The sequence below is a fragment of the Koromonas humicola genome, from assembly GCF_059726255.1.
In genome coordinates, this window is sequence record NZ_AP040873.1 from 2,744,839 (window position 1) to 2,768,462 (window position 23,624).

The window sequence follows — 23,624 nt, forward strand, 5'->3', positions numbered from 1 at the left end:
TTTGCTGCTCCGACTCTCGCACACAAAAAAGCGGCAGTGCCGAAGCACTGCCGCCCAAGTGGAGAGACTTCTGATTAGAACGTCACGCGCGCGCCAATCTGTACCTGGCGAGTCGAGTAGACGAAGTTGCTGTTCGCGGTGCTGGGAACCATAAACTGCGACACACCGTTGGAAACGGCTGTCGTGTACGGAACCAGCGTCGGGTTCGTAACGGTGCTCGACGGCGTTGTGGACGCCGGCGCCGAAGTCGAGATGGTGTAAGCGCTCGTGCTGCTTACGCCCGTTACGTTGCGATGGTTAAAGAGGTTGAACACATCGCCCGAAATTTCCAGCTTTACGCGTTCGTAAACTGGGAACTGCTTCGAGAGGCGGAGGTCAGCCACATAGGTCGGAGGCTGGCGGTATCCGTTGCGTTCAGTTCCTGGGATCTGAAGTGAGCTACCTGCACCGAGCATGCCGTTGCCGATCGCATTGTAAGGTTGCGTTCCCACATAGACGTTCGGGTAAGACGATGCGACCTGGAGTGTGTTGCCCAAGCCATACTGCATCTGCAGAACAGGAGCAGCTTGCCACCCGTCCAACGCGTACTTCATCCAGCCCTTGTGCTCCCAGGGAGCCTGCAGGATGGCGTGCAGCGTGAAGCGGCTAGGAACGTTGTACATCGAGTTGCCGTGCATTGCATACTTTGGATTCAGCGGATCGATCACCGCGCCATAGCTAGCAGCGCCGGTGGTTCCGTTCACGCCGTAGTCCAAAGCGTGCGACCAGGTGTAGTTCACAGAGAACTGTACGTGGTTGCTCATGTGCTTATCCAGCTGAATTACCAAAGCGTTGTAGCTGGAGTTGGTTCCGCTGAAGATGTCCATGATCGTGCCGTACTGCGGGTTCAGGCGCGAGGTGTACAGCGGCAGATTGCTGAACGATGTGCCATCTGCTAGCGGCAGTCCCAATGTGGTTCCGTTCTTAACAGCCATCGAAACCGTCTTGGGAGGCGTGATCATAGCTCCTACTGTGCCGGAACAGTTGCTAACCGGAGTGGAGCTCTGGCTACCCGAAGGCAAGCCCTTACGAGTTCCGCTGGTAACAAGGCTCGAGCAGTAGGACGTGCCCGGTGCCGCAAGGTTCACATCGTTGAAGTTGGTCAGGTGCCGGCCAATGCTGCCAAGGTAGCTAACCGAAAGGACGAGGTTGCGGGTAAGTTGCTGCTGCAAGCTCAGATCGATTTCCTGAACCTGCGGAGCAGTGTACTTAGGATCGAAGTAATCCACAGTCAGCGTTCCGCCATTATCTGGCGCAGTCGTCAACACCGACGGGAAGCTCGGAGTGATGGACGTACCAGCCGAGTTAGTTGCGGTAGCCTTGAGGCTGTATGTGTTCTGACCCGCTTGCGAACCAGTTGCGGTCATGCCCGAGAACAGGGTCGAGTTGATCAGACGACCGTAGTAAAGTCCGTAGCCGCCACGAACAACTGTCTTGCCGGTTCCAAACACGTCATATGCAAATCCGACGCGCGGTCCCCAGCTCTTCGGTGTGTCAGGCAGACTGCCAGCCTTGATGGTCTGGGTTCCGACCGTGATGGTATTCGCCAACTCGGAATATGCGCTGGGCATCAGTTCCGTTTCGAAGCGAAGACCGAGGTTGATCGTCAGCTTGCGGCTGACCTTCCAATCATCCTGAGCAAACGCGGCCCAGTCATTGGTTGAGAACTCGTACGTCTTAACGGCGTTTAAAGCCGAATTCCCCTGGAATGCCTGATAGTACGTGGTGTAGTACTTGTTCTTGGAATCGTAAAGTCCAGCAAAGTAGGTTGGCAATCCGCTATAGCTGTATTCGCCGTACTGCTGGTACAGGTTGTTGATCTTGTCGGTGTTCTTTACGTAGTCGATACCGAAGCGCAGGTTATGTGCGCCGCGGGTCACAGAGACTGTATCTGCAATCTGAGTCTTGTACTCGTTCGGGTATGCGACACGGTTTCCATAGAGCGTGCTGCCCCACTGGAAGCTGCCAAGATAAATGTTCGGAGCGACGCCAAATGGATTGTTCTTTCCGGTCAGCAGCGTTTGGCGGTCGTAATCCGAAGGATCCTGGTTCGTCTCAAATTCAAAGTCGCGACCATACTGGAAGCGAATCTGGTTGGAGATCGTGTTGGTGAGCATGGTGTCCAACTTCGCAACACCCCACGTGTCCTTCACATAGTCGTTACCAAACGAAGTACGACCGTAGTTGTTCGTGGCCTGCGACTGGATGCCTGCAGGAGACCACCAACGCATGCGGTTCACTTCGAATGAAGCATGGTTCTTCTGGTTGATGACCCAGTCCACCTTCGGGAAGAAGATGTCCTGATCGCCGCTACGCGGGGTGCGGCCGGTGTCGCTAATCAGTCCGAGATTGTTGCTATCGCCGAACAGATACTGCATCCACAACGCACGTGCACTTGCATACTCGGCCTGAGTTACAGCCGTCATCCCTGTGGAGTTCGTGACCTGACCGTGGTTCACCAAAGAAGCCAACTGACACACATTGTTGACTGCTGTTCCGGAAGTGGTCGTGTTGCAGTAACCGGCTTTGAACGCCGAGGTCGAGAGAACCGGCGGCACGGCAAAGAACGAGCTCGCGTTGTTCGGAACCGCAGTGCCCGGGAAGTTGCGGTGGAAGCGATCATATGCAACGAACCAGAACAAACGATCCTTGATGAGTGGACCGCCGACACCGAAGCCGCCCATCTTGCGGACGTCGATCGGCTTGTAAGGAGCCGTCGTCGAGGTCTGAGACGTTGCATTGAAAGTGGTCAGGGTGGTGAACGGGTTCATGGAACCCAGGCTGTTGTTGCGGTCGTACCAGAACGCTTCGCCGTGAATGGAATTCGAACCGCTCTTCGTGATGGTGTTGATAACGCCACCGGCCGAACGTCCGTATTCTGACGAGTAGTTCGAGGTGTTGACCTGGAACTCCTGCACTGCAACCTTCGGAGTCGAGTAGCCCGCGCGAGTGCGTCCGCGTTCTTCGGAGAAGTACGCCTGGTTGTTGTCTGCACCGTCAACCGTTACGTTGTTGAGCAGCGTGCTCATGCCGCGGAAGCTAACAAGTCCGAAGCCGTTCGAGTCGCTGACGACGCCAGGGGTAAGGAGGACGAAGCTGGACCAGCGTCCGCCGTTGATGGGGAGATTTTCGATGGCTGTTTCGTTGAGTGTTGGAGCGAAATCGGCGGAGGTGACGTTGATCAGCGGAGTTTCAGCTGTTACATCAACCTGTTCAGTTGCTCCGATCGTCAGATGGGGATTTACGGCAGTCAAGCTACCGACTGTGACAGTGACCTTTTCCGCCTTGTAAGGGGCGAATCCGGGTGCGCTGATCATCACAGTGTAGACAGCAGGCTGCAACTTGCTAAAACGAAAATAGCCAGTCTGGTCGGTCTGTGTCGTGAGTGTCTGGTTGTTCCCGACGTTCTTCACAACCACAGGCGCTCCCGCTACAACCTTATCCTGCGGATCGACCACAGTTCCACCGATTGCACCTTCAGTGGTGGACTGTGCCCAAGCTGTGATAGTGGACAACACAAGGCAGCAGAACAAAAGCGTCAACAGCAATCGTGTAAAACGATTGCCTGTGATTCCCTTCATTGGTGCTCTCCTGAAACGACGTTTAATGCGCATTGGCTGCGCGTAGGTCTTGCAACTCACCGGGCGGTAGCCTCTAGACGGGCTCTGCCCCGGCTTACATAGAAGTGTGTTCTGTCAGGGTTCTGCAGTTCTGATTGTACCTATTGTGAGTACTCGAATGAAGCTGAATGTTGAATATCAATTGTTATTGAAAAATTGAGTTTTCTCTTGACAACCCGGTCCCGTCTGAGCCTTCTGCATCCAACTCTGGTTTTTCGCCTAGACTGAACCTAAGGAGCGCACCGATGGCAAACCTGCCCGACTATGCGTAGAATCCTATTCAGAAGAGCGGCGTGCGCACTCCAGATTTGCGCGCTCACCTTGCACTTCTTGCTTTTGGTTGAAGTTCTTGCCCGCGCTGAAAGCTGCATTTGTTGTGTGCGGGTTGGCTAATTCGTTTTTGTATCGATTTTGGGTTCCTATTGAATATGCCGCTTTCAAAATTTGACTCCTCGACCGCCATCGCAAAAACCCTCCGCGAAGGTATCGAGCGCCATGTGCGCTACACACTCGTAAGGTCGCTGGATCATCTGACCCCTGCCGAGCTACTCGTCCCCGTATCACTGGCCGTCCGCGATCTGTTTGTGGATGAAATGCGCTCCACCAGTAATCGGTACGCGCAGTCTGACGCCAAGCACCTCTACTACTTGTCGATGGAATTCCTGATGGGCCGCCTGCTAGGTGACACTGTCTGCAATCTGCGCCTCACGGGAATTCTCGAAAGCGTATTGAGCGAGTTCGGTGTTCGCTTCGATCAGGTACTCGAGAGTGAGGCCGATGCCGGTCTTGGCAACGGCGGCCTGGGTCGCCTTGCTGCCTGCTTCCTTGAGTCGTTGGCAACGCTCAACATGCCCGGCTACGGGTACGGCATCGATTACGAATACGGCATGTTCCGCCAGGAAATCTCCAATGGATTCCAGCGCGAGAAACCAGACCGATGGAAGGCGAACGGAACCCCGTTCCAGATTCAGCGTCCAGAGGAAGCCATTGTCATCCCTTTGTACGGACGCGTTGAGAACGCGCGTGATCTCGGCAACTATCGCCAGAGTTGGATCGACTACCAGGTGGTAGTTGGTGTGCCCAATGACATGCCGGTGGTTGGCTACAATGGCCAGACGGTGAACTTCCTGCGCCTCTTCCAGGCGCGCTCGTCTGACGATTTTGATATCGAAATTTTCAATCGCGGCGATTACATTCGCGCGGTCGAGCAGAAGATCGGCAGCGAAAACATCTCGCGAGTGCTGTATCCCAGCGATTCGGTCATGGCTGGCAAGGAACTCCGCCTTGTTCAGGAATACTTCCTTGTAGCCTGCGCTGTGCGTGACATCGTGCGCAACTACCTCTCGCGGCATAACGATTTCAGGGTATTCGCTGAAAAAGTCGCGATTCAGATGAACGATACGCACCCAGCCCTGGCCGTCGCCGAGTTGATGCGCGTCCTCGTAGACGAGAACAATTTGGATTGGGAAGACGCGTGGGAGATCACCAAGAAGTCGGTCGCGTACACCAATCACACCTTGCTGCCTGAAGCGCTGGAAAGGTGGAGCGTCTCGCTGATGGAGCGCGTTTTGCCGCGCCACATGCAGATCATCTACGGGATTAATCACAACTTCCTGCGCAGTCTGACCTCTTATTCGTGGGTCGATGGCGAAAAGCTCCGCAGAATGTCGATCATCGAGGAAGGCCACGACAAGAACGTGCGCATGGCTCACCTTGCGATCGTCGCTTCGCACGCTGTCAATGGCGTTTCGGCCCTGCACAGCGATCTGATCCGCACTTCGCTAGTACCGGAATTTGCACAGCTCTGGCCCGAGAAGTTCAGCAACAAGACCAACGGAGTTGCCCCTCGGCGTTGGCTGCTAAAGGCCAATCCTCACCTGTCGCGCTTGCTCTGCGAAAGCATCGGCGAAAAGTGGATCACCGACCTCTCTGAATTGAGCAAGATCGAGCCCTTCGCTGACGATGCTGGATTCCAGGCGCGTTTTGGCGAGGTCAACATACAGAACAAGCTCAAGCTAGCTCGCATCATTCGCGACGAAACCGGAGTCACCACCGATCCGCACTCGATGTTTGACGTGCAGATCAAGCGCATTCACGAGTACAAGCGGCAGCTCCTCAATGTTCTGCGCGTAATGCACGACTATCTCCGCATCGTGGAAGATGGGGATGCTCCGAAAACGCCGCGCACGGTCATCTTCGCCGGAAAAGCTGCTCCTGGGTACTGGGCTGCAAAGCAAATCATTAAGCTGATTCACAATGTCGCAGCCGTCATAAACAAAGATCCCAAGGCTAATCAGCTTCTACGAGTCGCGTTCCTGCCCGACTATCGCGTGTCCCTTGCAGAATCGATTATTCCTGCCGCGGATCTTAGCGAGCAGATTTCTACCGCAGGAATGGAAGCTAGCGGCACCGGCAACATGAAGATGATGATGAACGGTGCCGTGACCGTCGCCACCTGGGACGGTGCCAATATCGAAATCGCGGAAGAGGCCGGCGAGGAGAACATATACATCTTCGGCCTTCGTGCAGAGCAGATCGAGCACATGGAGCGCAACGGCCTGTACCATGCCCGCGAGTACTATGATCGCGACCCGCGCATCAAGCGAGTGCTGGATTGTTTCCTCAACGACCGCTTCTCTCCCAATGAGCCGGGTCTGTTCCGGTGGATCTTTGATGAGTTGATCAATCGCGGAGACCGCTTCTTCCACGTAGCGGACCTGCCGCAGTACATCGACATCAACCAGAAGATCGACGCAGACTTCCAGAACACTGCAAAATGGCGTCGCATGTCCATCCTGAATACGGCACGCTCGCACAAGTTCTCAAGCGACCGTACGATTGAGGAATATGCCTCGGATATATGGGATCTGAAGCACTATCCAGAGAAGACGGCCATCATTCCGTCCAGTTCCGTGGCTATCACTCCCGCACCTTCTGTCGAGATCAGCGCCGAATAATCCCGCAAGACTGAAAAGGCCCAACTAAATTTCATTTTTAGTTGGGCCTTTTCTATTCCCTTCCAGTAACATCTCCGGATGAAACTTTCACGCGATATCGTGACAACGAGCTCGGTACGCGCGAAAGCAACATTGCTTGTATACAAGTCGCAAATCGTTGTTCATTTTTAAGGGGAATGATCAATGTCCAATGTGAAGTCGCACAAGGGAGTCATAGGAATCCTAACCGGTGGCGGTGATGTTCCGGGCCTGAACCCAGCAATTCGCGCCGTTACCATCCGCGCTCTGCGCGAGGGATACCAAGTGGTCGGTATTCGCCGCGGCTGGGGCGGACTTATTGATATCGTTCGTGAGAAGGACTACGACAATACCGGCAATTATCAAATTCTTACCGAAGAGATCGTAAATCGCGCCGGACGCACTGGCGGCACATTCCTGCACACATCGCGTACCAACCCCGGCAAGGTCAAAAAAGACAGCGTTCCCGTGCATCTGCAGGACAAGTACAACCAGGACAGGAACGATCTTACCCCGGAAGTACTGGAGAATCTGGCATGGCTCGGCGTCGACTACCTGATCCCCATCGGTGGCGACGATACTCTGAGCTACGGCGTGCGCCTATACGAGGAAGGGTTCAAGGTACTCGCAATCCCGAAGACGATGGACAACGACGTGCCGGGAACCGACTACTGCATTGGATTCAGCACCTGCGTCACCCGCACCATCCAGATGACGAACTCGCTGCGTACCTCGGCCGGGTCCCACGAGCGCTTCCTCGTGCTCGAGGTTTTCGGACGCTACGCCGGCTACACTGCCATGTTGCCGACGATGGCCGGAGCAGCAAATCGCTGCGTCATCCCCGAACACAAGTTTGACATCGAGCAACTGACCGAGTTGTTGAGCTATGACCGCCGCAAGAATCCCAGCCGCTACTCCGTCGTGCTGGTAAGCGAAGGCGCCATGTTCGCAGGCGGCGAGATGGTCTTCTCCGGAGAAACCACCGACGCCTACGGACACAAGAAGCTCGGCGGCATCGGCGACCTCGTCTCCGAGAAGCTGAAGGAGCTCTCGCCGAAATACAACGATGGCAAGTGCGTGGACGTCATCAACCAGAAGCTCGGATACCTCGTCCGCGGCGGCGATCCGGATGCCATCGACTCGATTGTCCCGATGGCCTACGGCAACCTCGCTCTCGACCTGCTACTGCGTCGCGTTCACGGAAGACTCGTTGTGCTGAAGAATGGCCGCTATGATGACATGCCGATCGACTGCGTCACTGGCAGCAAGAAGGTGGTCGATGTGAAACAGCAATACAACATTGAACGCCTGCGCCCGCACTACAGCAGCTTCCACATGAAACCACTGTTCATCATGACCAGCGAATAGTTCTCAGATTGTGGATGTTTATCCTGCCCCGCGACCTGCGGGGCAGTTCTTTTTGTGCTGAGTGCAATCAATTCTGCCGGGGTATCTTCCGTTCAGCTATGCAATATAATCTGCTGAGGCTCGATCCCTAGTCTTGACAGGGTATGACAGTTGCATCGTACCTTCAACAAACCTTCGTCAGCAGCGCAAACCATGAGGTCAAAATGATTCCGTAAAAAGTACTGGAAATTATGAAGCAGGATGGAGTGGTTGCAATTGCAAGCTTAGGGAAAGATGGGCCGCACATGGTCAATACCTGGAATTCCTATCTACGAGCGACCGAAGATGGGCGTCTGTTGATTCCTGCCGGCTACATGCATCGTACCGAGGCAAATGTAGCTTTCAATCCAGAGGTTTTAATAACTTTGGGGAGCAGCAAGATCAAAGGCCTCCATGGACCGGGTACAGGTTTCCTTATCAAGGGCAAGGCCGCATTTGTGACTTCTGGTCCGGATTTTGAGGCTCTAAAAGCAATCTTCAAGTGGATGCGCGCCACCATGGTGGTTGTCATTGAATCTGCTACTCAAACTATTTGAGTCAGCAAAGAGCATCCATTCCCAACCTGTATTGGGCGGGTGGCCCATTCAAGCCCGTTGTTGGCTTGAGTGGGGCTTTTGACTTTGCAGGAGTACTGAAACAGAAAATACTATTCTTCTTGCCTGACCAGTTGCCGGAGCTCATCCAGCGATCTCAGCATGGTCTCGATTTTGCGCTCGCCCATTGGCTCGAGCAGGCCGTCGATCTCGCGCAGCTTTGGATCGATCTCATCCAGCAGTTTCAGTCCCGCGCTCGTGATGCGCGTGACTACCACTCGACGGTCAGCCGTGTCGCGGGAGCGCTTGATGAGCCCGGTCTTTTCCATGCGCTCCAGCAAACGCGTCACATCTGGTTCGCGAGCGATCATGCGCTCGCCGATCTCCCCACAAGTGCGCCCATCCGATCCCGCACCGCGCAGAATTCTCAGCACGTTGTACTGCGTCATCGAAATGTTAAAGGGACGGATTACCTGCTCAAATCGCGCGCTCAACAGATCCGTGGTGCGCAAAAGCGACACCAACAGCTCTTCTTCAATGGTGGCGAAGGGCTTGGTCTGATGTATCTCTTCTCCTACCGCGCTCGGAGCTTTCCTATTCATAGTCCCTACTTCTCTGATAACCGCGGGGCGTCACAGGATGCAATACTTTGTTGCAACAACTTTCTTCGACGTTCTACAACCGGTTGATCAACGACGCCACGTACGCCGCGCCGAACCCATTGTCTATATTCACGATAGAAACATTCGATGCGCAGGAGTTGATCATGCCAAGCAGGGCAGCGATTCCGTTGAAAGCCGCTCCATAGCCGACGCTGGTCGGAACCGCGATTACCGGCACACCCACCAAACCTCCAACGACGCTGGGCAGCGCGCCTTCCATTCCGGCGCACACCACCAGCACTCGGGCTTGGCGCAGCTCTTCGCTATGCGAAAGCAAACGATGCAGGCCCGCAACTCCGACGTCGAACAGGCGCATGATTTTGTTGCCCATTACATCGGCAGTGACGGCAGCTTCCTCTGCCACAGGAATGTCGCTGGTTCCCGCAGAGATGATGCCGATAGTTCCCTTACCTAGCACCTCGCACTTCTGCCGAAGCACCAGCGTACGGGCAATCGGATTGTGCTCAGCCTGCGGGAATCGTTCTGTCGTGATTGCAATCTGCTCTGGCGTCGCTCTCGTGGCGAGCACGTTATTCCCGCGCTCAGCGAGCCGGGTGAAGATTTCGACAAAATGTTCAGGAGCCTTGCCCGGTCCAAAGATCACCTCTGGTACACCAACACGCACAGCGCGATGGTGATCGACCTTGGCAAAACCGAGATCCTCGAAAGGCAGTGTTTTGATTTGCTCGAAGGCCTGATCCGGAGTCACTGCCCCGGCGCTCACGCTCTCCAGCAGGATTTTTAATCTATTTGCGTCCACACTATTAGCCTATCATCGCGTTGTAAGTTGATGGTTGAGCTTGCTGTTCACAAAGTGAAGCACTAGGCTATTTGGGAATGGTGGATGGAACAGACAAACCGAAGCGCACAATAACACTCGCCGTTACCGGTGCCAGCGGATCCGTTTTTGCTCGCGAAATGCTGCGTGCCCTGGAAGAGGACGAGCGTGTCGGGTGCGTAAACTTCGTGACCAGCGATAGCGGACTGCGGGTCATGGCAGAAGAACTCGGCATCAATCGCAGCACGGTACTGCCGCAACTGCTAGGCCGTGAGCCGCAGAAAACGCGGCTGCTGAACAATCAAGACATCGGATCCAACATCGCCAGCGGCTCTTATCCGACCGATGCCATGATCGTGCTTCCCTGCTCAATGGGAACTCTGGCCAAGATCGCCCAAGGGATTGCATCCAAGCTGATCGACCGCGCAGCCGATGTTTGTCTGAAGGAGAGAATCCCTCTGGTGCTCTGCGTCCGCGAAACCCCGCTGAACCGGATTCATCTACGAAACATGTCTCTTGCCGCAGAGGCTGGCGCGACGATCTATCCTCTGATACCCACGTTCTACAACCGGCCAGAGTCGCTCGACGAGATCGCGCGAAATTTTGTAAATCGGGTGCTCAAGCACATCGGGCTCCCGCAAAAGGGAGCTTACGTTTGGAAGCCGGACAGCGACGATTAACTGAACGAGCAATCAGGATCCAGTCAGACGTTTACTCCTAAAGCAATGGTTTCGCTCAACTTGCAAACCATTTACTAATCAGCAACTCTGCGGACCACGGCATATTCACCATAGAGGTATTAACAATTTGACAACCCACACGTGGTCCTCTAGTATGAAAACACACTGGAGAGGAGGTGGTCCGATGGATAAAAGTTCAAGCGACTGTAGCAGACAAATCGTGATCAGTGAGGTGGCTGAGGCTTAGGGCGGTATCGCTCTAACCACTCGCCGAACTTCCCGACGTATTTGAAGTTTGTCGCAGGGTCGCGTTTCATCCGTTTTCGCGCACATTGGGTTGTGTGAATGCGGAGGGAGTGAGCCCGCCTCAAGCCAATCCAACACAGCTAACCGACGCCCCGCAGGCTACAGTGCGGGGCGTTTCTATTGCGCAGATCTCTTTCATTACCTTTGTACCCGCCTCATTCATCGAACTTCGATTGACTTTGCCCTGACTGAAGCGAATCATTCGTTTATCTAAAAATCACAATGTGGAAGTTGGGCAGAAGCCCCGTTTTCCATATGCGTCGTCGCCCTGCACGACGGCCGCTGAGGTGCGCAAGTTGAACTCAGGTTTTCGCAGCAGTGTACTAATACTTTCCCTTTTTCTCTTCAATTCAGTCTCACTCGCACAATCAAATCTCATTCAACAGCTACGAACCGACGATAGCGGCCTAGCACGTCCAGATGCCATCGGGAGAATGCACATGGATGTGAGTGCCTCCGGACACAGGCTCGTCAGGTTTAATGGAAAGGCATTGGACTCAGCGAACAGTCCAGTGACGGGAGTGGTCGGAGTCACGTTCGCAATTTACGAGGAGCAGACCGGTGGTGCTCCGCTCTGGCAGGAAACGCAGAACGTCACCGCAGATGCAAGCGGGCAGTTCAGCGTGCTGCTGGGTGCAAAGAGCGACGCGGGAATTCCGCCTGACGTTCTTTCCGGTGACTCGCGATGGCTCGGAGTATTGGCCCACTTGCCCGGAGCCGTCGAGCAGCCTCGCGTGTTGCTGGTGAGTGTTCCCTTTGCCTTGCATGCGGAAGACGCAGCGATGCTCGGCGGGAAGCCAGCATCGGCCTACGTGACCGCGGATTCGCTTGCGGCAGCGCAGCAGGCCGAGCCCGCGACAAACGCCTCAGTCAGTACAGCTAAACCCAATTACAAATGTGCATTCGTCGATCTCACTTCGGCGATCGTGGCCAAGGATGCGAGCACCGGATTTCTGCCTGTATTCTCTGACGTTACCGGCGACCTGGCCAACTCGGTCGTTGCGCAATCGGGAAACAACATTGGAATCGCGAACCCGAACCCTGCCGCGACCCTGACGGTTGGGCCCGATGCAGACACAACGACTCACTATCCGATTCTGTCGCAGTCGCGCGATCACTCCGTTGGATGGGGACAGTTCGTTGGAGCTTGGAGTTCTCCTTCCTACTGGGCTCTCGGTCCGCTGGATGGGACGGCGAACAATACGGTGAGGATCGGCAATGCAGACCAGAAAGGAACGTGGCTTCCCACGCAGAACCTGAATCTGGTCGTTGGCGGGAACGTCGGAATTGGAACCACTACGCCGGACAAGCCGCTCACTGTGAATGGCGCGATCCATAGTACGTCGGGCGGATTCGTCTTTCCGGATGGAACGGTGATGACGACTGCACCGACGCAAGGAGGAGCCCAGGTGCAAGGCGCCAACCTGCTGCTCCCAGCCGGAACTGGAACGAACGGCGCGGGAAATCTCCAATTGCAAACTGAAGGCTCGGCGACGAACACCACCGTTGACCGCCTGATGATCGTAGGCACGCCCAAGGCGATGGTCGGATCTGTTCCGGTCGCGAATCTGTTCTCGATCCACATTGCGGCGGGAGATGCGGCAGGTGGACGTGTGAAGTTCACGATCGTAGCCACGGACGGCACGAACTATGCAATGGAAACTGGGGAGATGGCGTACCTGGCAAGCCCGAAGCAGGTTACATGCGCCGTCATTACATCGCAGATTTCGCCAGCTCCGCCTACGTACACCAACACAGTGCTGGCGATTCCCGGACAGGGGCAATCGGGCTTCCTGAATGCGCAGTGCAATACGACTTGGACCAGCGACGGAGATGCGGAGTTTCAGATCTTTGACACAGCTCCGACGACGTTCACTGCAACAACGCACAAGGTGTACTACACGATTGAGAATCAGTCGCAATCGGCAATCACTCTGCAGCCTTGAGTCAAACGAGAGTGAAGGCTTTGCGGATGAGGTCAACAGTGATCTGCTTGATGCCTAAGCTTTCGAGTTCTTCAGGACCTACCCACCGCACCTCACTCGCATCGGACGATGCCTTAAGGGTTCCAGAGCGCGGGTAGCAGAGATAGTCGATGAGCACGTAGTGGTATTGCGTGCGGCCTTCGCTGTCGGGAAAGATTGAATCGAACACGTCCAGAACCGGGCCGACTTCTACTTCGAGCCCGGTTTCTTCTTTTACTTCACGCGCGACGCCGTCGCGCAACTTCTCTCCAAGGTCCAACCCTCCCCCAGGAATGGACCACTCTCCCTGCAATGGCGGGTTCGCACGACGAGCAATGAGCACTCTTCCGTTTTCGATTACAACCGCACCAACTCCGACGATAGGCAGCGACGGGTAGAGACGCGACATAGCAACATTGTAAGGCGTTGTGAGATAGAACAGGCGGGGCTGAGTTCCCCCGCCTGAGAAGTATGTGGAGCAATGGCTATCGGTATGAAGGAATGGCTTAAGTTTGCAGCAGGCGGTGGTATGAATTCTCGGGTATGAATCCCGCCCGGCGCAGACGGACATCGATTGGGTTTCGCCTTTCGATGACATTTCTATTGAAGAACAGTTTGGCGAAGATGCGTCGAGAAATCGTCGGGGTGGAGGAACGCGCTGGTTCCGATGGCGGATGGTTCCGATGTGGGATGCGAACGTACCGCGGAGACTGGATATAGGTGACCTTTGACGTCATCAGCGATTTGGGCCTTGCTGGGGTCCTTCGCTTCGCTCAGGATGACACCAGAATCAGAGACAAGGCGACATGGCTGTATCATCGAAGTGATGCCTCCGATTCTCAACGCCCAAAACCTATCGAAAGCCTTCGGCGCTGAGCCGCTGTTTCGCAATGTGTCGTTCACAGTCAACGAACGCGACCGAATTGCCCTGATCGGGCCCAACGGCTCTGGCAAATCTACTTTGCTGCGAATTCTTGCCGGGCTGATTGCGCCTGATAGTGGCGAAGTTGCGCTCCGCAAACGTGCGCGCCTTGCTTATGTTCCGCAGGAGTCCGTCTTTGATCCGGGACGAACCGTTCGTCAGGTGATCGAAGCAGCGCTGGTTAGCTCAAATGTCCCCGCGATGGATCGCGATGCTAATTTGCATGAGACGCTGGGGCGCGCGGGATTCGAGGACTTCGAGGCCGAGGCACATTCGCTTTCTGGTGGATGGCGAAAGCGGTTGGCGATTGTTGAGGCTCTGGTGACGGCCCCGGATGTTCTACTGCTGGACGAACCAACGAACCATCTTGACCTTGCCGGGATCGAGTGGCTCGAACAATTGCTCGAACAGGCGACTTACGCCTGTGTCGTGGTTTCGCATGATCGCTATTTTTTGGAGAACGTCGCGAGCGACACCGCAGAACTTGCTCGGGTGTATCCGGATGGGATCTTGCGCGTGGCGGGTACGTATTCATATTTCCTTGAGAAGAAGGAAGAGTGGATGAAGGCGCAGGTGCGTCATCAGGAAGCTCTTGAAAACCGCGTGCGGACCGAAATCGAATGGCTGAGGCGTGGGCCGAAAGCGCGCACAGGAAAATCGAAGTCGCGCATTGACCGTGCGCACGAGTTGATCAACGAGTTGGGAGATGTGCGCACGCGGGCGCGCACGGCCACCACCGATCTGGATTTCTCGGCGACGGGGAGACAAACAAAGCGGCTGATCGAAGTGGAAGGGCTGGCGTATCGATTCAGCGAAGATCGGCAGATAGTAAACGATCTGAACTTTACGATCACGAACGGGATGCGCGTGGGACTTGTGGGTCCGAATGGCAGCGGGAAGACAACTCTGCTGCGATTGTTGCAGGGCGAGTTGCAGCCGCAGGCCGGAAAGATTCGCACGGCTGACCACTTGAAGATCGTTTACTTCGAACAGGATCGCACGCTCGATCCTGACATCACGCTGAGGCGCGCACTGGCTCCGGATTCGGATTCGGTCATTTTTCAGGATCGCGTGATTCACGTAGCGGCGTGGGCAGACCGTTTCCTCTTCACTGGAGAGCAGTTGAATCAACCAGTGAGCAGGCTGAGTGGTGGCGAGCGAGCACGAGTGCTGATCGCACGGCTGATGCTCGAACCCGCAGACATTCTGCTGCTGGACGAACCGACCAACGACCTAGACATTCCGACGCTAGAGGTGCTGGAGGAAACGCTGCTGGAATTTCGCGGTGCGCTGGTGCTGGTAACGCATGACAGGTATCTGCTCGATCGCGTTTCGACGACGGTACTTGGGTTGGATGGACTGGGGAATGCGGATACGTTTGCCGATTATCAGCAGTGGGAGGAGTGGCGCGATCAACAGCAGCGCCCGCAAAAGCGCGAACCGAGTGCTCCGGCCGCAACTCCGCCTCAGAACGGTACGGCGGCGAAGAAGAAGCTTTCGTACATGGAAGCACGCGAATACGCCTCGATCGAACAACGCATCTCGGCAGCAGAAGCAAGGCTGGCGGCGGCGCAAGAAGCTTTGAACGATCCAGCGATCCAAACGGATGCGGCAGCTTTGATCGCAGCGCAGACGGAAATGGAAGAAGCAGATCGCGAACTCGATCAGCTTCTGACTCGGTGGACGGAGTTGGAGGAAAAGCAGCAGTAAGCTGATTTATGCCGCCTTGCACTCCTTCGCCGTTTTGTCCAAGCGTAAGCCGAGGAATACGGGGGCACGCATTTTCAGGCCGCCCTTTTGACCTTCGTGCGTCCACTCGGTGAACTTGATTTCTGCGACAAGGTCGGGCGTGACGTAGTGAATGCCGCGCGAGCTGTCGACCTTGTTGGCAAACGGGTTTTTCTTCGTCTCGCGCTCCTTCAGCAGCTTGAAGACTTCGGCTTCGGTTTCACGATTGAAGCCAGTACCCGCTTGCCCGACTGACATGAGGTGGCCCTGCTTGTCGTAGAGGCCGAGGACAAGCGAGCCGAAATATTCGCGGCTTCCCTTCGGATCGGTCCAGCCACCGATCACGCACTCTTCGGTTTGCGTGATTTTCACCTTTGCCCAGCAGCGCGAGCGCTTTTGTTCGTACTTTGAATCACGCTTCTTCTGAACAATGCCTTCGAGACCCTGTTCGCGAGCAGCGAGTAGAAGCTTCTCGCCATCGTCAAACTCTTCGGAGTAGCGCACACGAGCATCGGGATCGAGGACCTTGCGAAGGAGGCGCTTACGATCCGCCAGCGATGCGCTCATGAGCGACCAGTCGTCTAATTGCAGCAGGTCAAAAGCGTAGTAGGCGATGGGAACTTCGGTGTGGGCGGCACGTCCGAGAGTGCGTCCGTTCTTGCCGATTCCGGTGCGCTGCTGCATGAGGCTGAAGCTTGAGCGGCCATGTTCATCAAGCGCTACGACTTCGCCATCAATGAGCGCCCGTTTGGCTCTTATGCGGGCAGGAAGTTCAGCGGCGAGTTCGGCGAAGGCTTGCGTCATGTCATTTTGATTGCGCGACACGAGCCGGGCTTTGCCGTTTTCGATGAAAGCGAGCGCGCGGTAGCCATCCCACTTGATTTCGTAAAGCCAATCTTTCGAGTGTTCCGGTTCGTCCACGAGGGTTGCGAGCATTGGACGCACGACGTCGGGCATTGCAGATTTGCGCGCGCCTTTTAAGTCCCTGATCGCATCTGACCATTCCATTGATGAATGTCGATCTTTGGCGGGGCGCTGGGTTACGACACGATCCTTGGTGACAACCTTGACTGTTCGGCTGCTCGCTTTTGGTTCAGCCTGCTTGTTCGAAATCCACTCAGCAGATTTTTGGTCTTCAGCGATTTCCTGCATGGAGCGGCGAGTGACGACAGATCCGTCGTGGGCGTCAACGTCGTAGCCGGGTTCAACGGATTCGTCGCGATGCTTGATCAGCAGCCATTCAGTGCCTTTAGTGCCTGGGCGACGCGACTTCATGTGAGCCAGAACGAAGCTGCCATGGAGTTTATGTCCGTGGAGCGAAAACTTGAGATCGCCCTTCTCGAGCATGGCGCGGGCGTGGGCCTCTCGTTCGGCGGAGCTCATGTTCTCGGAGCCATAGGGTTCCCAGGTGCCTTCGTCCCACACCATGACGGTGCCAGCGCCGTAGTTGCCTTCGGGAATGCGTCCCTCGAAGGAAATGTAGTCCACGGGGTGATCCTCAACCTGCATGGCAAGGCGCTTGTCGGCAGGATCGAGCGAAGGGCCCTTAGGAACGGCCCACGACTTGAGCACGCCGTCGAGTTCGAGACGAAAATCGTAATGGAGGCGAGTCGCTCGGTGCTTCTGCACGACGAAACGCCAGCCTCCGTGCTTGGCTTCGATCGGCTTGGGCTCGGGAGTCTGGGCGAATTTTCGTTTACGCTCGTATTCTGCAAGGGACATTGTGCGCTCCGTCGGACGTGACAGATCATAGGATGCGCGCAGCGAAATTCTGAACACAGGTGGGCTGCAGGTGCTTTATTCTTTTGTGCGATCAGGAGACGGTACGTGAATAGACGCGTTCTTATGCTTGTGACTTTTGCTCTGTTAGGTTTTGTGCTGTCCGTTGGGGCGCAGCTAATAGCTCAGGAGGTGACGCCGGGCAGCAATGCAACTCAGAAAGCGGATGCGCAAAAGAAGGACGGCTCGGCTGCGGGCGAGAACAGCCAGTTTGACGAGCGTGTTGCCGCGCAGGTGGTTGGCACGATGTGTGACGGTCTCGAAAGCCACTCACAGAGGAAACTGCTTTCGGTGTTTGATCGAGACAAGATGGATGGATATCTAACGCTGCGAGACCAGGTAGATGCGCTCTTCGCCCGAACTGAGTCATTCAGAGTAACTGCGCACATCGTTCAGACTTCGGTCGAGAACGGGCGCGGCGCAATACTGGTGGACTTCCAAATGGAAAGCGAGCCACGAGCCGGTGGAAGGACCGTGCACCAAGAAGGCCAGCTTCGTTTTGAGTTGGAGCATGGAGCCAAAGGCTGGAAAGTTGTGGACTTCACTCCGCGCGAATTCTTTTCCTGATTCTCCTCAGATCGCCAGCTTCTTACTTTTTGCGACAGACCAGGTCGCCGGTGCCGATGGGGACTAGGACGGAGTCCATCCGCTCGTCGGCAAGAGCCCGGTCGAGCATCGGCCGCAGCTCGCGCTCATGGCTGATGGCATTGTCGGCGACAAGGATTCCGCCGCGCACCATGCGAGGCACAACAAGGTCATAGCAAGGGTCGTAGATGTCCTTCTCGGCATCAAGGAAGCAGAATGCGATTCCTTCCTTGAGCTCGGGCAGAAGGTTCAGCGCATCGCCATGGATGAGGTCGACTGAGTCAGTCACTTCGGAGGTGGCAAAGGTTTCGCGGGCAAGTGAGACCTTGTGGGCATCGATCTCAAATGTGGTGACACGCCGATTCGTGGCCTGAGCTGCGAGGGCGAGCCATAGGGTGGAGTATCCGGCACTCGTTCCGATTTCAACGATGGCGCCTGCGGGCACAGAGGCTGCAAGGATCGCGATGAAGCGGGCCGCATCGGGCGGAACCTGGCGCAGGCGCTTGCTATGCGGAGTTCCGTCCGTTCGGTCGCGAAGATCGATTGCTTCCAGTTCACGCATACGAGAAAGCATTGCCGGGGTGATCGATTCGAACATAGCAGGAATTCTACCGGAAGCTTGGCAGGGCTCGTGCCCAAAATGGGATCGAGAGATCCAGAGTAAATGAAAGACCTATTTGACGAATTGTTGTACTAGTTATACATTCTTTTCCTGTGGACACAAGAAACGGTGACGCGCGCAACGGAGCTCAGCTATACAACCGGATCGCAGTGCTGCGGGCCGAACGGGGCTTGAGCAGGCAGGAACTGGCCGACGCCGTCGGGATCAATTACCAGACGGTGGGCTACATGGAGCGTGGCGACTACAACCCGAGCCTGGAGCTGGCATTTCGGCTAAGCGAGTATTTCAGGCTGCCGATTGAGGCGATCTTTTCGCGGGAAACGTTCAGGCCGCTAAGCGAAGAGGTGTATGGCAGAAAGTGATTCGTCCTGTTTTGTGAGCGGAGATTGCAAGGAGGCAAGTCATGTTTCAGGATGCGCAGTTGTGCGGAGTTTCATTCCGCGGTCGTGATCGGCGGAGAGCTCTGGTAGAGGCTACCTATGCTGCGGTGCTGCTGTACCTGATCGCTGTTGCCTTTGCACCCTTGCGCGTATCGATGCTCATGCAGAACATGTTTGCCCTCGTACTGATCAGCATCACCTATTACGTGTTTGGAAGCATAGTGCGGCAGCAGACATTCCGAGACCGTACGCAGCAGGAACAACTTCAGGGTCTGGGGATGGCGCCACGGGTGATTGGAACTGAGGCGGATCCGGACGAGTATGAGGTTTCGGTGCGAAACGCGGCGTACTACAAGGCTTACAAATTCATGGCGTACTATGGCTTGATCATGGGGCCTTTGTCGCTAAGTGCAATGGAGCGCGGAGGACGGAGCTATGCCCTGTTCGGAGCGGATGCGGTGTTGCTGATGATTGTTCTGTTTTTCTCATTACCGCAGGCGATCATACTTTGGGAGCAGCCCGACCTGCTGTCAGAGTAGCGAACATCTACCGGGTGAGTTGCATCACTCCGCCGTGTGATAGAGTACTCCGGTCAGACTCGGGCCCCAGTTCAAATCCGACGGAGTCACCTGATGTCCACTGCCCCTACTCGAAACACGACCGAGACGCAGAGCCCGCATCCCGGATCGGAGCACGTACAACATGTTTTCCAGCTAGCGACCAGCATGTTTCTTTGCGCTGCGCTGCACGCGGTGCTGAAGTGCCGCATTCCTGACCAACTTGTCGACGGCGCCAAGAGCGTTAGCGAACTTGCGCGCAGAGCAGGCGTTCACGAACAAGCCCTGCGGCGATGCCTTCGAGCCGTGGCCTCGGCTGGAATTTTTACCGAGATTTCGCCGGGATTTTATGCGAATACTCCAGCTTCCGAGGTGCTGCGCTCGGATCATCCGGTGAAGGCGCTGGATGCGGCGATTTGGATGACAAATCCCTTCCACTTCCGCGCGTATTCCGAGTTCATGCATTCGGTTCGCACTGGGGAAACGTGCGTGGAACGTGCGGTGGGCGTGCCGGTTTTCGATTACTTCCCCACCGACAAGGAATGCAATCAGGAATTTAACAATGCCATGACGGCGATCACCGCGATGGTGGTTCCGGCGATTCTTGAAAGCTACGACTTCTCGGGCATGGGAACACTTTGCGATGTTGCAGGAGGCCATGGAATGCTGCTCACGAGCATCCTGCAAAAGCACGATGACCTGAAAGGGATCGTGTTTGACCTGGACCACGTGATTGAGCAGACGCGGGAACGTGTAAGGAGCGAGGGGCTGGATGGCCGCTGCGAGACGGTGGGCGGCAACTTCTTTGAATCGGTGCCCGAGGCCGATAACTACATCATGAAGCACATCATTCATGACTGGGAAGAATCGAAGGCCATCACGATTCTGCGCAACTGCGTGAAGTCGATGCGAGGCGATGGCAAGATCCTGCTGGTCGAAGCGATTCTGCCTGAAGGTGACGAGCCTCATATTGGCAAACTGCTCGACATCGAAATGATGGCGCTTCCGGGCGGGCAGGAGCGAACGGATCGGGAGTATCGAGAACTGCTGGCGAAAGCAGGGCTGCGGCTGCAGAGCATCGTTCCGAACAATTCTCCGCTATGGGTGATTGAAGCAGTGAAGGCGTAGGGGGTTTGTGCTGGCAGAAAAAGGCTCTTGAGCGGCGGGAATTGCGAGTTTGTAGGGGTCCTTCGCTGCGCTCAGGATCACAACAAAGAACAAAGGCAAAGACCAAGGCAAGAGCAAGATCAACTACCCCACCCTAAACTCGAAAGAGCGAGTTTAGGATGGGGCACCCCGGTGTTCTCTCTGCGATACTCCGGTATCTCCTCTCCCGGTACTTTTTTCCCGGTACTCTCTACGACCCTACTTCTTCTCCCCAGCTTGGGCGCTGATATTTTCCAGAACCCACATCGAGGATGCACTCTTCGAGCACATCGAGGGCGATGTCTGCCTGCTGCTTTGTGACTACGAGCGGCGGACTCAGACGCAAAGTGTTGGTGCCGCAGCCGAGGAAGAGGATTCCCTTCTCGAAAGCAAGCTCAACAACGTGATCACGCTGCTCTCCGGCTGGTGCCTTGGTGTGTTTGTCGGCGACCATCTCGATGCCGATCATGAGGCCGCGGCCACGAACATCGCCGACGAGCGGCAGACGCTGAGGCCAATCGTAGGTGCGTGAAAGGATGTATTCACCGACTTCGCGCGCGTTGTCGAGCAATTCGCGTTCGATGATGTCGATGGTGGCGAGGGCTGCGGCGATAGCGACGGGGTTTCCTCCGAAGGTGGAAGCGTGCGAGCCCGGAACCCAATCCATGATGTCGGCGCGGGTGATCAAGGCAGAAAGCGGGAGACCGCTGGCGATTCCCTTTGCGACGGTTATCATGTCCGGAGCTACGCCGGAGTGTTCGATAGCCCACCACTTTCCGGTACGTCCCATGCCGGACTGAACTTCGTCGATGATGAGCAGGATGCCGTGCTTATCGCAGATGCGACGGAGTTCCTGCAGGAAGGCAGGAGGTGCGGGCAGATAACCACCCTCTCCCTGGAACGCTTCGACGATAATGGCCGCGCACTCTTCAGGCGGAACTTCGGTGCGGAAGACCCAATCTTCGATGTAACGCGCAACATCGCGAGAGTAGGCTTCGGGATCGCTTCCAGCCGGTCGGCGATACAGGTTTGGATATGGCACGTGTACGACGCCAGGAACGAGCGGTGAGAAACGGCGGCGCTGCTGAGCCTTGGAACAGGTCACAGAAAGAGCGCCCATCGTGCGTCCGTGGAAAGCTCCGTAGAAAGCGACGATGTACTGGCGCTTCGTGTGGTAACGAGCGAGCTTGATCGCTGACTCGACGGCTTCGGCTCCGGAGTTGCCGTAGTGAACGCGATGCGGCCCAGGCATGGGAGCAATTTGGGAGAGCCGTGCGGCGAGTTCTGTGAGTTGCGGATAGTAGAAGTCTGTTCCGGACATGTGCAGCAGTTCGGCTGACTGCTTCTGAATGGCGGCGACGACTTCGGGATGGCAATGTCCGGTGGAGGTTACGGCGATGCCAGCAGAGAAATCGAAGAATTCGTTGCCGTCCACATCTTCGACAACGATACCATGACCGCGCTTCGCCACAAGCGGATAGGAGCGCGTGTAGGACGGCGAGATCAGCCGGTTGTCAGCCGCAACGACTTTGCGCGCGTTGGGGCCGGGTAACTTCGTGCGAATGACCGGAGCTTCGGTGGCTGTAACTGTCGAGGTCGAGTTCGAGGGTGGCATGGCGTTCCTCCTGATGAGAGCTTGTGAAACAGGTACGAGGGGTCGGGCCAATGTTTCTGAAACGTAAGTTCAGACAGAAACAACAGCCTGCGAGCACAAAGGGAGGAAAACGAAACTAGTCGCCGGAAAAGAGATTGGGGCGGCAGACGGAGGGTGCATCCACGAGCTCAGCACGAGTCGAGGCAAAACGCGACCAGATCGCACGTGCGGAGATGCTGCGTGTGTGATCATGAACGCGATGCGAACGCGGCTGAGGATGAGAACTCATGAGCAGCATACGACGCACCCCCAGAGAGGTGGCGAGATTATAACCCGATTTCTGGAAACGTAAGCTGAATTTATGTTGCAGGCGAGAGTAGTTCCGGAACGGCGGAATGCGATTGTGCTTATCTTGCCGCACGCGGCCACGGTTCCAGCATTCGGAGTTCAGAGTACAATTCCGCGGGTGCGGAGAGCGTCGATGAAATGCTTCCCCGGTGAATTGCACGTGTGGTGGATCGATCTGGATGGACCGGCGCGAACAGATGCGTCGCTGAGAAATTGTCTGTCCCAGCAAGAACGAGCCAGGTCGGAACGGTTTCGCACGGTCGAGTTGCGCGAGCGCTGGACGGTAGCACACGGAGCATTGCGCACGATACTGGCTCAGTATGCCGAATGCGATCCGCAGGAATTGGTGTTTGACTGCGGGCTTCACGGTAAACCCGAGCTGGCCGGAGATATCGGACGCAATCTTGCTTTCAACATGACGCATACGGGCGGATTGGCGTTGGTCGCCGTCACCCCGGGAATACGGGTTGGAGTGGACGCCGAACAAGTGCGCGCAGGAGTCGAAGTGAAAGACTTGAGTCGCCGATTCTTCGCGCCAGCCGAAGCAGCAGAAGTCTTGAGCATGCCCCAGGACGAGCAGGTTGCAGCCTTCTTCCGTTGCTGGAGCCGCAAGGAAGCACTGTTGAAAGCGATGGGAGGCGGGTTGTCGGTTGGACTCGATCATTTTCGGGTGAGCGTGCGAGCGAATGAAATTCCGCGCGTCATTGAATCGAACGGCCAAGTCCAAGACCAATGGACGCTGCTGGAACTTAGTAAACAGGGCGTTGCTGTGGCTGTCGCGCTTGAAGGCGGGAACCTCGCTTTGCGCCAGTTCACTTTCAACTGCATGAATCAATCCATTCCCAAATCTGGGCAGACTCGTTCAAGCTGAATTCCCTGATTGTGCAATGCCTTGCATACCGATGCTTGACGAGTCGCTAACCCACTCAGAAATTGCGAGTTCCAATTGGACAAACGTTTGCACGTCAGCCATGTGGCTGGCTGTAACAGCGACATAAT

General features: G+C 55.9%; 19 protein-coding genes. 11 read left to right on the forward strand and 8 right to left on the reverse strand.

Annotation, left to right across the window (positions count from 1 at the left end; all coding sequences use genetic code 11):
* Window positions 1-74: 74 nt before the first annotated feature.
* Window positions 75-3,620: a TonB-dependent receptor gene (locus tag AC6IZD_RS11970; protein ID WP_497783544.1), complete on the reverse strand. Its 3,546-nt coding sequence runs from the start codon at window positions 3,618-3,620 to the stop codon at window positions 75-77.
* 467 nt (window positions 3,621-4,087) lie between these two features.
* Here AC6IZD_RS11970 and AC6IZD_RS11975 point away from each other — a divergent pair, with 467 nt between their 5' ends.
* From AC6IZD_RS11975 to AC6IZD_RS11985, 3 genes are all read left to right on the forward strand, one after another.
* The gene (locus tag AC6IZD_RS11975; RefSeq protein ID WP_497783545.1) at window positions 4,088-6,616 is read left to right on the forward strand and encodes a glycogen/starch/alpha-glucan phosphorylase; all 2,529 of its coding nucleotides are present in this window, start codon (window positions 4,088-4,090) and stop codon (window positions 6,614-6,616) included.
* 183 nt (window positions 6,617-6,799) lie between these two features.
* Entirely contained in the window at window positions 6,800-8,002 is a 1,203-nt protein-coding gene (locus tag AC6IZD_RS11980) for a 6-phosphofructokinase (protein WP_497783546.1), read from the forward strand.
* Window positions 8,003-8,232: 230 nt separating this feature from the next.
* Window positions 8,233-8,577: a pyridoxamine 5'-phosphate oxidase family protein gene (locus AC6IZD_RS11985; protein WP_497783547.1), complete on the forward strand. Its 345-nt coding sequence runs from the start codon at window positions 8,233-8,235 to the stop codon at window positions 8,575-8,577.
* Between the two features lie 110 nt (window positions 8,578-8,687).
* On the opposite strand, the gene AC6IZD_RS11990 is transcribed toward AC6IZD_RS11985, so the two are convergent.
* A complete protein-coding gene (locus tag AC6IZD_RS11990; protein ID WP_497783548.1) occupies window positions 8,688-9,176 on the reverse strand; it encodes a MarR family winged helix-turn-helix transcriptional regulator in 489 nt (162 codons plus the stop codon).
* Window positions 9,177-9,249: 73 nt separating this feature from the next.
* Window positions 9,250-9,960, reverse strand: coding sequence for a nickel pincer cofactor biosynthesis protein LarB (gene larB / locus AC6IZD_RS11995; protein WP_497783549.1), 711 nt, complete (start codon window positions 9,958-9,960; stop codon window positions 9,250-9,252).
* A gap of 113 nt (window positions 9,961-10,073) precedes the next feature.
* Here larB and AC6IZD_RS12000 point away from each other — a divergent pair, with 113 nt between their 5' ends.
* Window positions 10,074-10,694 carry a UbiX family flavin prenyltransferase gene (locus AC6IZD_RS12000; protein ID WP_497783550.1) on the forward strand — a complete coding sequence of 207 codons (621 nt, stop codon included), beginning with the start codon at window positions 10,074-10,076 and terminating at the stop codon, window positions 10,692-10,694.
* Between the two features lie 746 nt (window positions 10,695-11,440).
* On the forward strand, window positions 11,441-12,946 hold the full coding sequence (locus AC6IZD_RS12005; protein ID WP_497783551.1) for a DUF8740 domain-containing protein: 1,506 nt from the start codon (window positions 11,441-11,443) through the stop codon (window positions 12,944-12,946).
* 1 nt (window position 12,947) lies between these two features.
* Here the strand turns inward: AC6IZD_RS12005 and AC6IZD_RS12010 are convergent, their stop codons facing one another.
* Window positions 12,948-13,373 carry an NUDIX hydrolase gene (locus tag AC6IZD_RS12010; RefSeq protein ID WP_497783552.1) on the reverse strand — a complete coding sequence of 142 codons (426 nt, stop codon included), beginning with the start codon at window positions 13,371-13,373 and terminating at the stop codon, window positions 12,948-12,950.
* A 191-nt stretch (window positions 13,374-13,564) separates the two neighbouring features.
* Window positions 13,565-13,783, reverse strand: coding sequence for a hypothetical protein (locus tag AC6IZD_RS12015; protein WP_497783553.1), 219 nt, complete (start codon window positions 13,781-13,783; stop codon window positions 13,565-13,567).
* A gap of 7 nt (window positions 13,784-13,790) precedes the next feature.
* On the opposite strand from AC6IZD_RS12015, the gene AC6IZD_RS12020 reads away from it, so the two are divergent.
* Window positions 13,791-15,596, forward strand: a complete 1,806-nt coding sequence (locus AC6IZD_RS12020) for an ABC-F family ATP-binding cassette domain-containing protein (RefSeq protein ID WP_497783554.1) — start codon at window positions 13,791-13,793, stop codon at window positions 15,594-15,596.
* 6 nt (window positions 15,597-15,602) lie between these two features.
* Here the strand turns inward: AC6IZD_RS12020 and ligD are convergent, their stop codons facing one another.
* Window positions 15,603-17,336, reverse strand: a complete 1,734-nt coding sequence (gene ligD / locus AC6IZD_RS12025; protein ID WP_497783555.1) for a non-homologous end-joining DNA ligase — start codon at window positions 17,334-17,336, stop codon at window positions 15,603-15,605.
* A 105-nt stretch (window positions 17,337-17,441) separates the two neighbouring features.
* Between ligD and AC6IZD_RS12030 the strand changes: the two genes are divergently transcribed.
* Window positions 17,442-17,960 (forward strand): hypothetical protein, encoded by a 519-nt coding sequence (locus tag AC6IZD_RS12030; protein ID WP_497783556.1) that lies wholly within the window; start codon window positions 17,442-17,444, stop codon window positions 17,958-17,960.
* A gap of 22 nt (window positions 17,961-17,982) precedes the next feature.
* Here AC6IZD_RS12030 and AC6IZD_RS12035 read toward each other — a convergent pair whose 3' ends face one another.
* Complete coding sequence (locus AC6IZD_RS12035; protein ID WP_497783557.1) at window positions 17,983-18,576, reverse strand: O-methyltransferase; 594 nt, start codon at window positions 18,574-18,576, stop codon at window positions 17,983-17,985.
* Window positions 18,577-18,692: 116 nt separating this feature from the next.
* Here AC6IZD_RS12035 and AC6IZD_RS12040 point away from each other — a divergent pair, with 116 nt between their 5' ends.
* The 3 genes from AC6IZD_RS12040 (at window position 18,693) to AC6IZD_RS12050 (ending at window position 20,665) form a co-directional block, all read left to right on the forward strand.
* Complete coding sequence (locus AC6IZD_RS12040) at window positions 18,693-18,962, forward strand: helix-turn-helix transcriptional regulator (protein ID WP_497783558.1); 270 nt, start codon at window positions 18,693-18,695, stop codon at window positions 18,960-18,962.
* Between the two features lie 41 nt (window positions 18,963-19,003).
* Complete coding sequence (locus tag AC6IZD_RS12045; protein ID WP_497783559.1) at window positions 19,004-19,519, forward strand: hypothetical protein; 516 nt, start codon at window positions 19,004-19,006, stop codon at window positions 19,517-19,519.
* Window positions 19,520-19,612: 93 nt separating this feature from the next.
* On the forward strand, window positions 19,613-20,665 hold the full coding sequence (locus tag AC6IZD_RS12050) for a methyltransferase (protein WP_497783560.1): 1,053 nt from the start codon (window positions 19,613-19,615) through the stop codon (window positions 20,663-20,665).
* A gap of 229 nt (window positions 20,666-20,894) precedes the next feature.
* Here AC6IZD_RS12050 and AC6IZD_RS12055 read toward each other — a convergent pair whose 3' ends face one another.
* Window positions 20,895-22,298: an acetyl ornithine aminotransferase family protein gene (locus AC6IZD_RS12055; protein WP_497783561.1), complete on the reverse strand. Its 1,404-nt coding sequence runs from the start codon at window positions 22,296-22,298 to the stop codon at window positions 20,895-20,897.
* Window positions 22,299-22,758: 460 nt separating this feature from the next.
* Here AC6IZD_RS12055 and AC6IZD_RS12060 point away from each other — a divergent pair, with 460 nt between their 5' ends.
* Window positions 22,759-23,496: a 4'-phosphopantetheinyl transferase family protein gene (locus AC6IZD_RS12060; protein ID WP_497783562.1), complete on the forward strand. Its 738-nt coding sequence runs from the start codon at window positions 22,759-22,761 to the stop codon at window positions 23,494-23,496.
* Window positions 23,497-23,624: the final 128 nt, after the last annotated feature.

Coding starts and splice junctions, on each gene's coding strand:
- AC6IZD_RS12000 (WP_497783550.1), top strand. CDS start 10,074: ATGGTGGATGGAACAGACAAACCGAAGCGCACAATAACACTCGCCGTT.
- AC6IZD_RS12060 (WP_497783562.1), top strand. CDS start 22,759: ATGAAATGCTTCCCCGGTGAATTGCACGTGTGGTGGATCGATCTGGAT.
- AC6IZD_RS12005 (WP_497783551.1), top strand. CDS start 11,441: ATGGATGTGAGTGCCTCCGGACACAGGCTCGTCAGGTTTAATGGAAAG.
- AC6IZD_RS12050 (WP_497783560.1), top strand. CDS start 19,613: ATGTCCACTGCCCCTACTCGAAACACGACCGAGACGCAGAGCCCGCAT.
- AC6IZD_RS11985 (WP_497783547.1), top strand. CDS start 8,233: ATGAAGCAGGATGGAGTGGTTGCAATTGCAAGCTTAGGGAAAGATGGG.
- AC6IZD_RS12015 (WP_497783553.1), bottom strand. CDS start 13,783: ATGATACAGCCATGTCGCCTTGTCTCTGATTCTGGTGTCATCCTGAGC.
- AC6IZD_RS12020 (WP_497783554.1), top strand. CDS start 13,791: ATGCCTCCGATTCTCAACGCCCAAAACCTATCGAAAGCCTTCGGCGCT.
- AC6IZD_RS12055 (WP_497783561.1), bottom strand. CDS start 22,298: ATGCCACCCTCGAACTCGACCTCGACAGTTACAGCCACCGAAGCTCCG.
- AC6IZD_RS12035 (WP_497783557.1), bottom strand. CDS start 18,576: ATGTTCGAATCGATCACCCCGGCAATGCTTTCTCGTATGCGTGAACTG.
- AC6IZD_RS12010 (WP_497783552.1), bottom strand. CDS start 13,373: ATGTCGCGTCTCTACCCGTCGCTGCCTATCGTCGGAGTTGGTGCGGTT.
- AC6IZD_RS12045 (WP_497783559.1), top strand. CDS start 19,004: ATGTTTCAGGATGCGCAGTTGTGCGGAGTTTCATTCCGCGGTCGTGAT.
- AC6IZD_RS11970 (WP_497783544.1), bottom strand. CDS start 3,620: ATGAAGGGAATCACAGGCAATCGTTTTACACGATTGCTGTTGACGCTT.
- AC6IZD_RS11980 (WP_497783546.1), top strand. CDS start 6,800: ATGTCCAATGTGAAGTCGCACAAGGGAGTCATAGGAATCCTAACCGGT.
- ligD (WP_497783555.1), bottom strand. CDS start 17,336: ATGTCCCTTGCAGAATACGAGCGTAAACGAAAATTCGCCCAGACTCCC.
- AC6IZD_RS11975 (WP_497783545.1), top strand. CDS start 4,088: ATGCCGCTTTCAAAATTTGACTCCTCGACCGCCATCGCAAAAACCCTC.
- AC6IZD_RS11990 (WP_497783548.1), bottom strand. CDS start 9,176: ATGAATAGGAAAGCTCCGAGCGCGGTAGGAGAAGAGATACATCAGACC.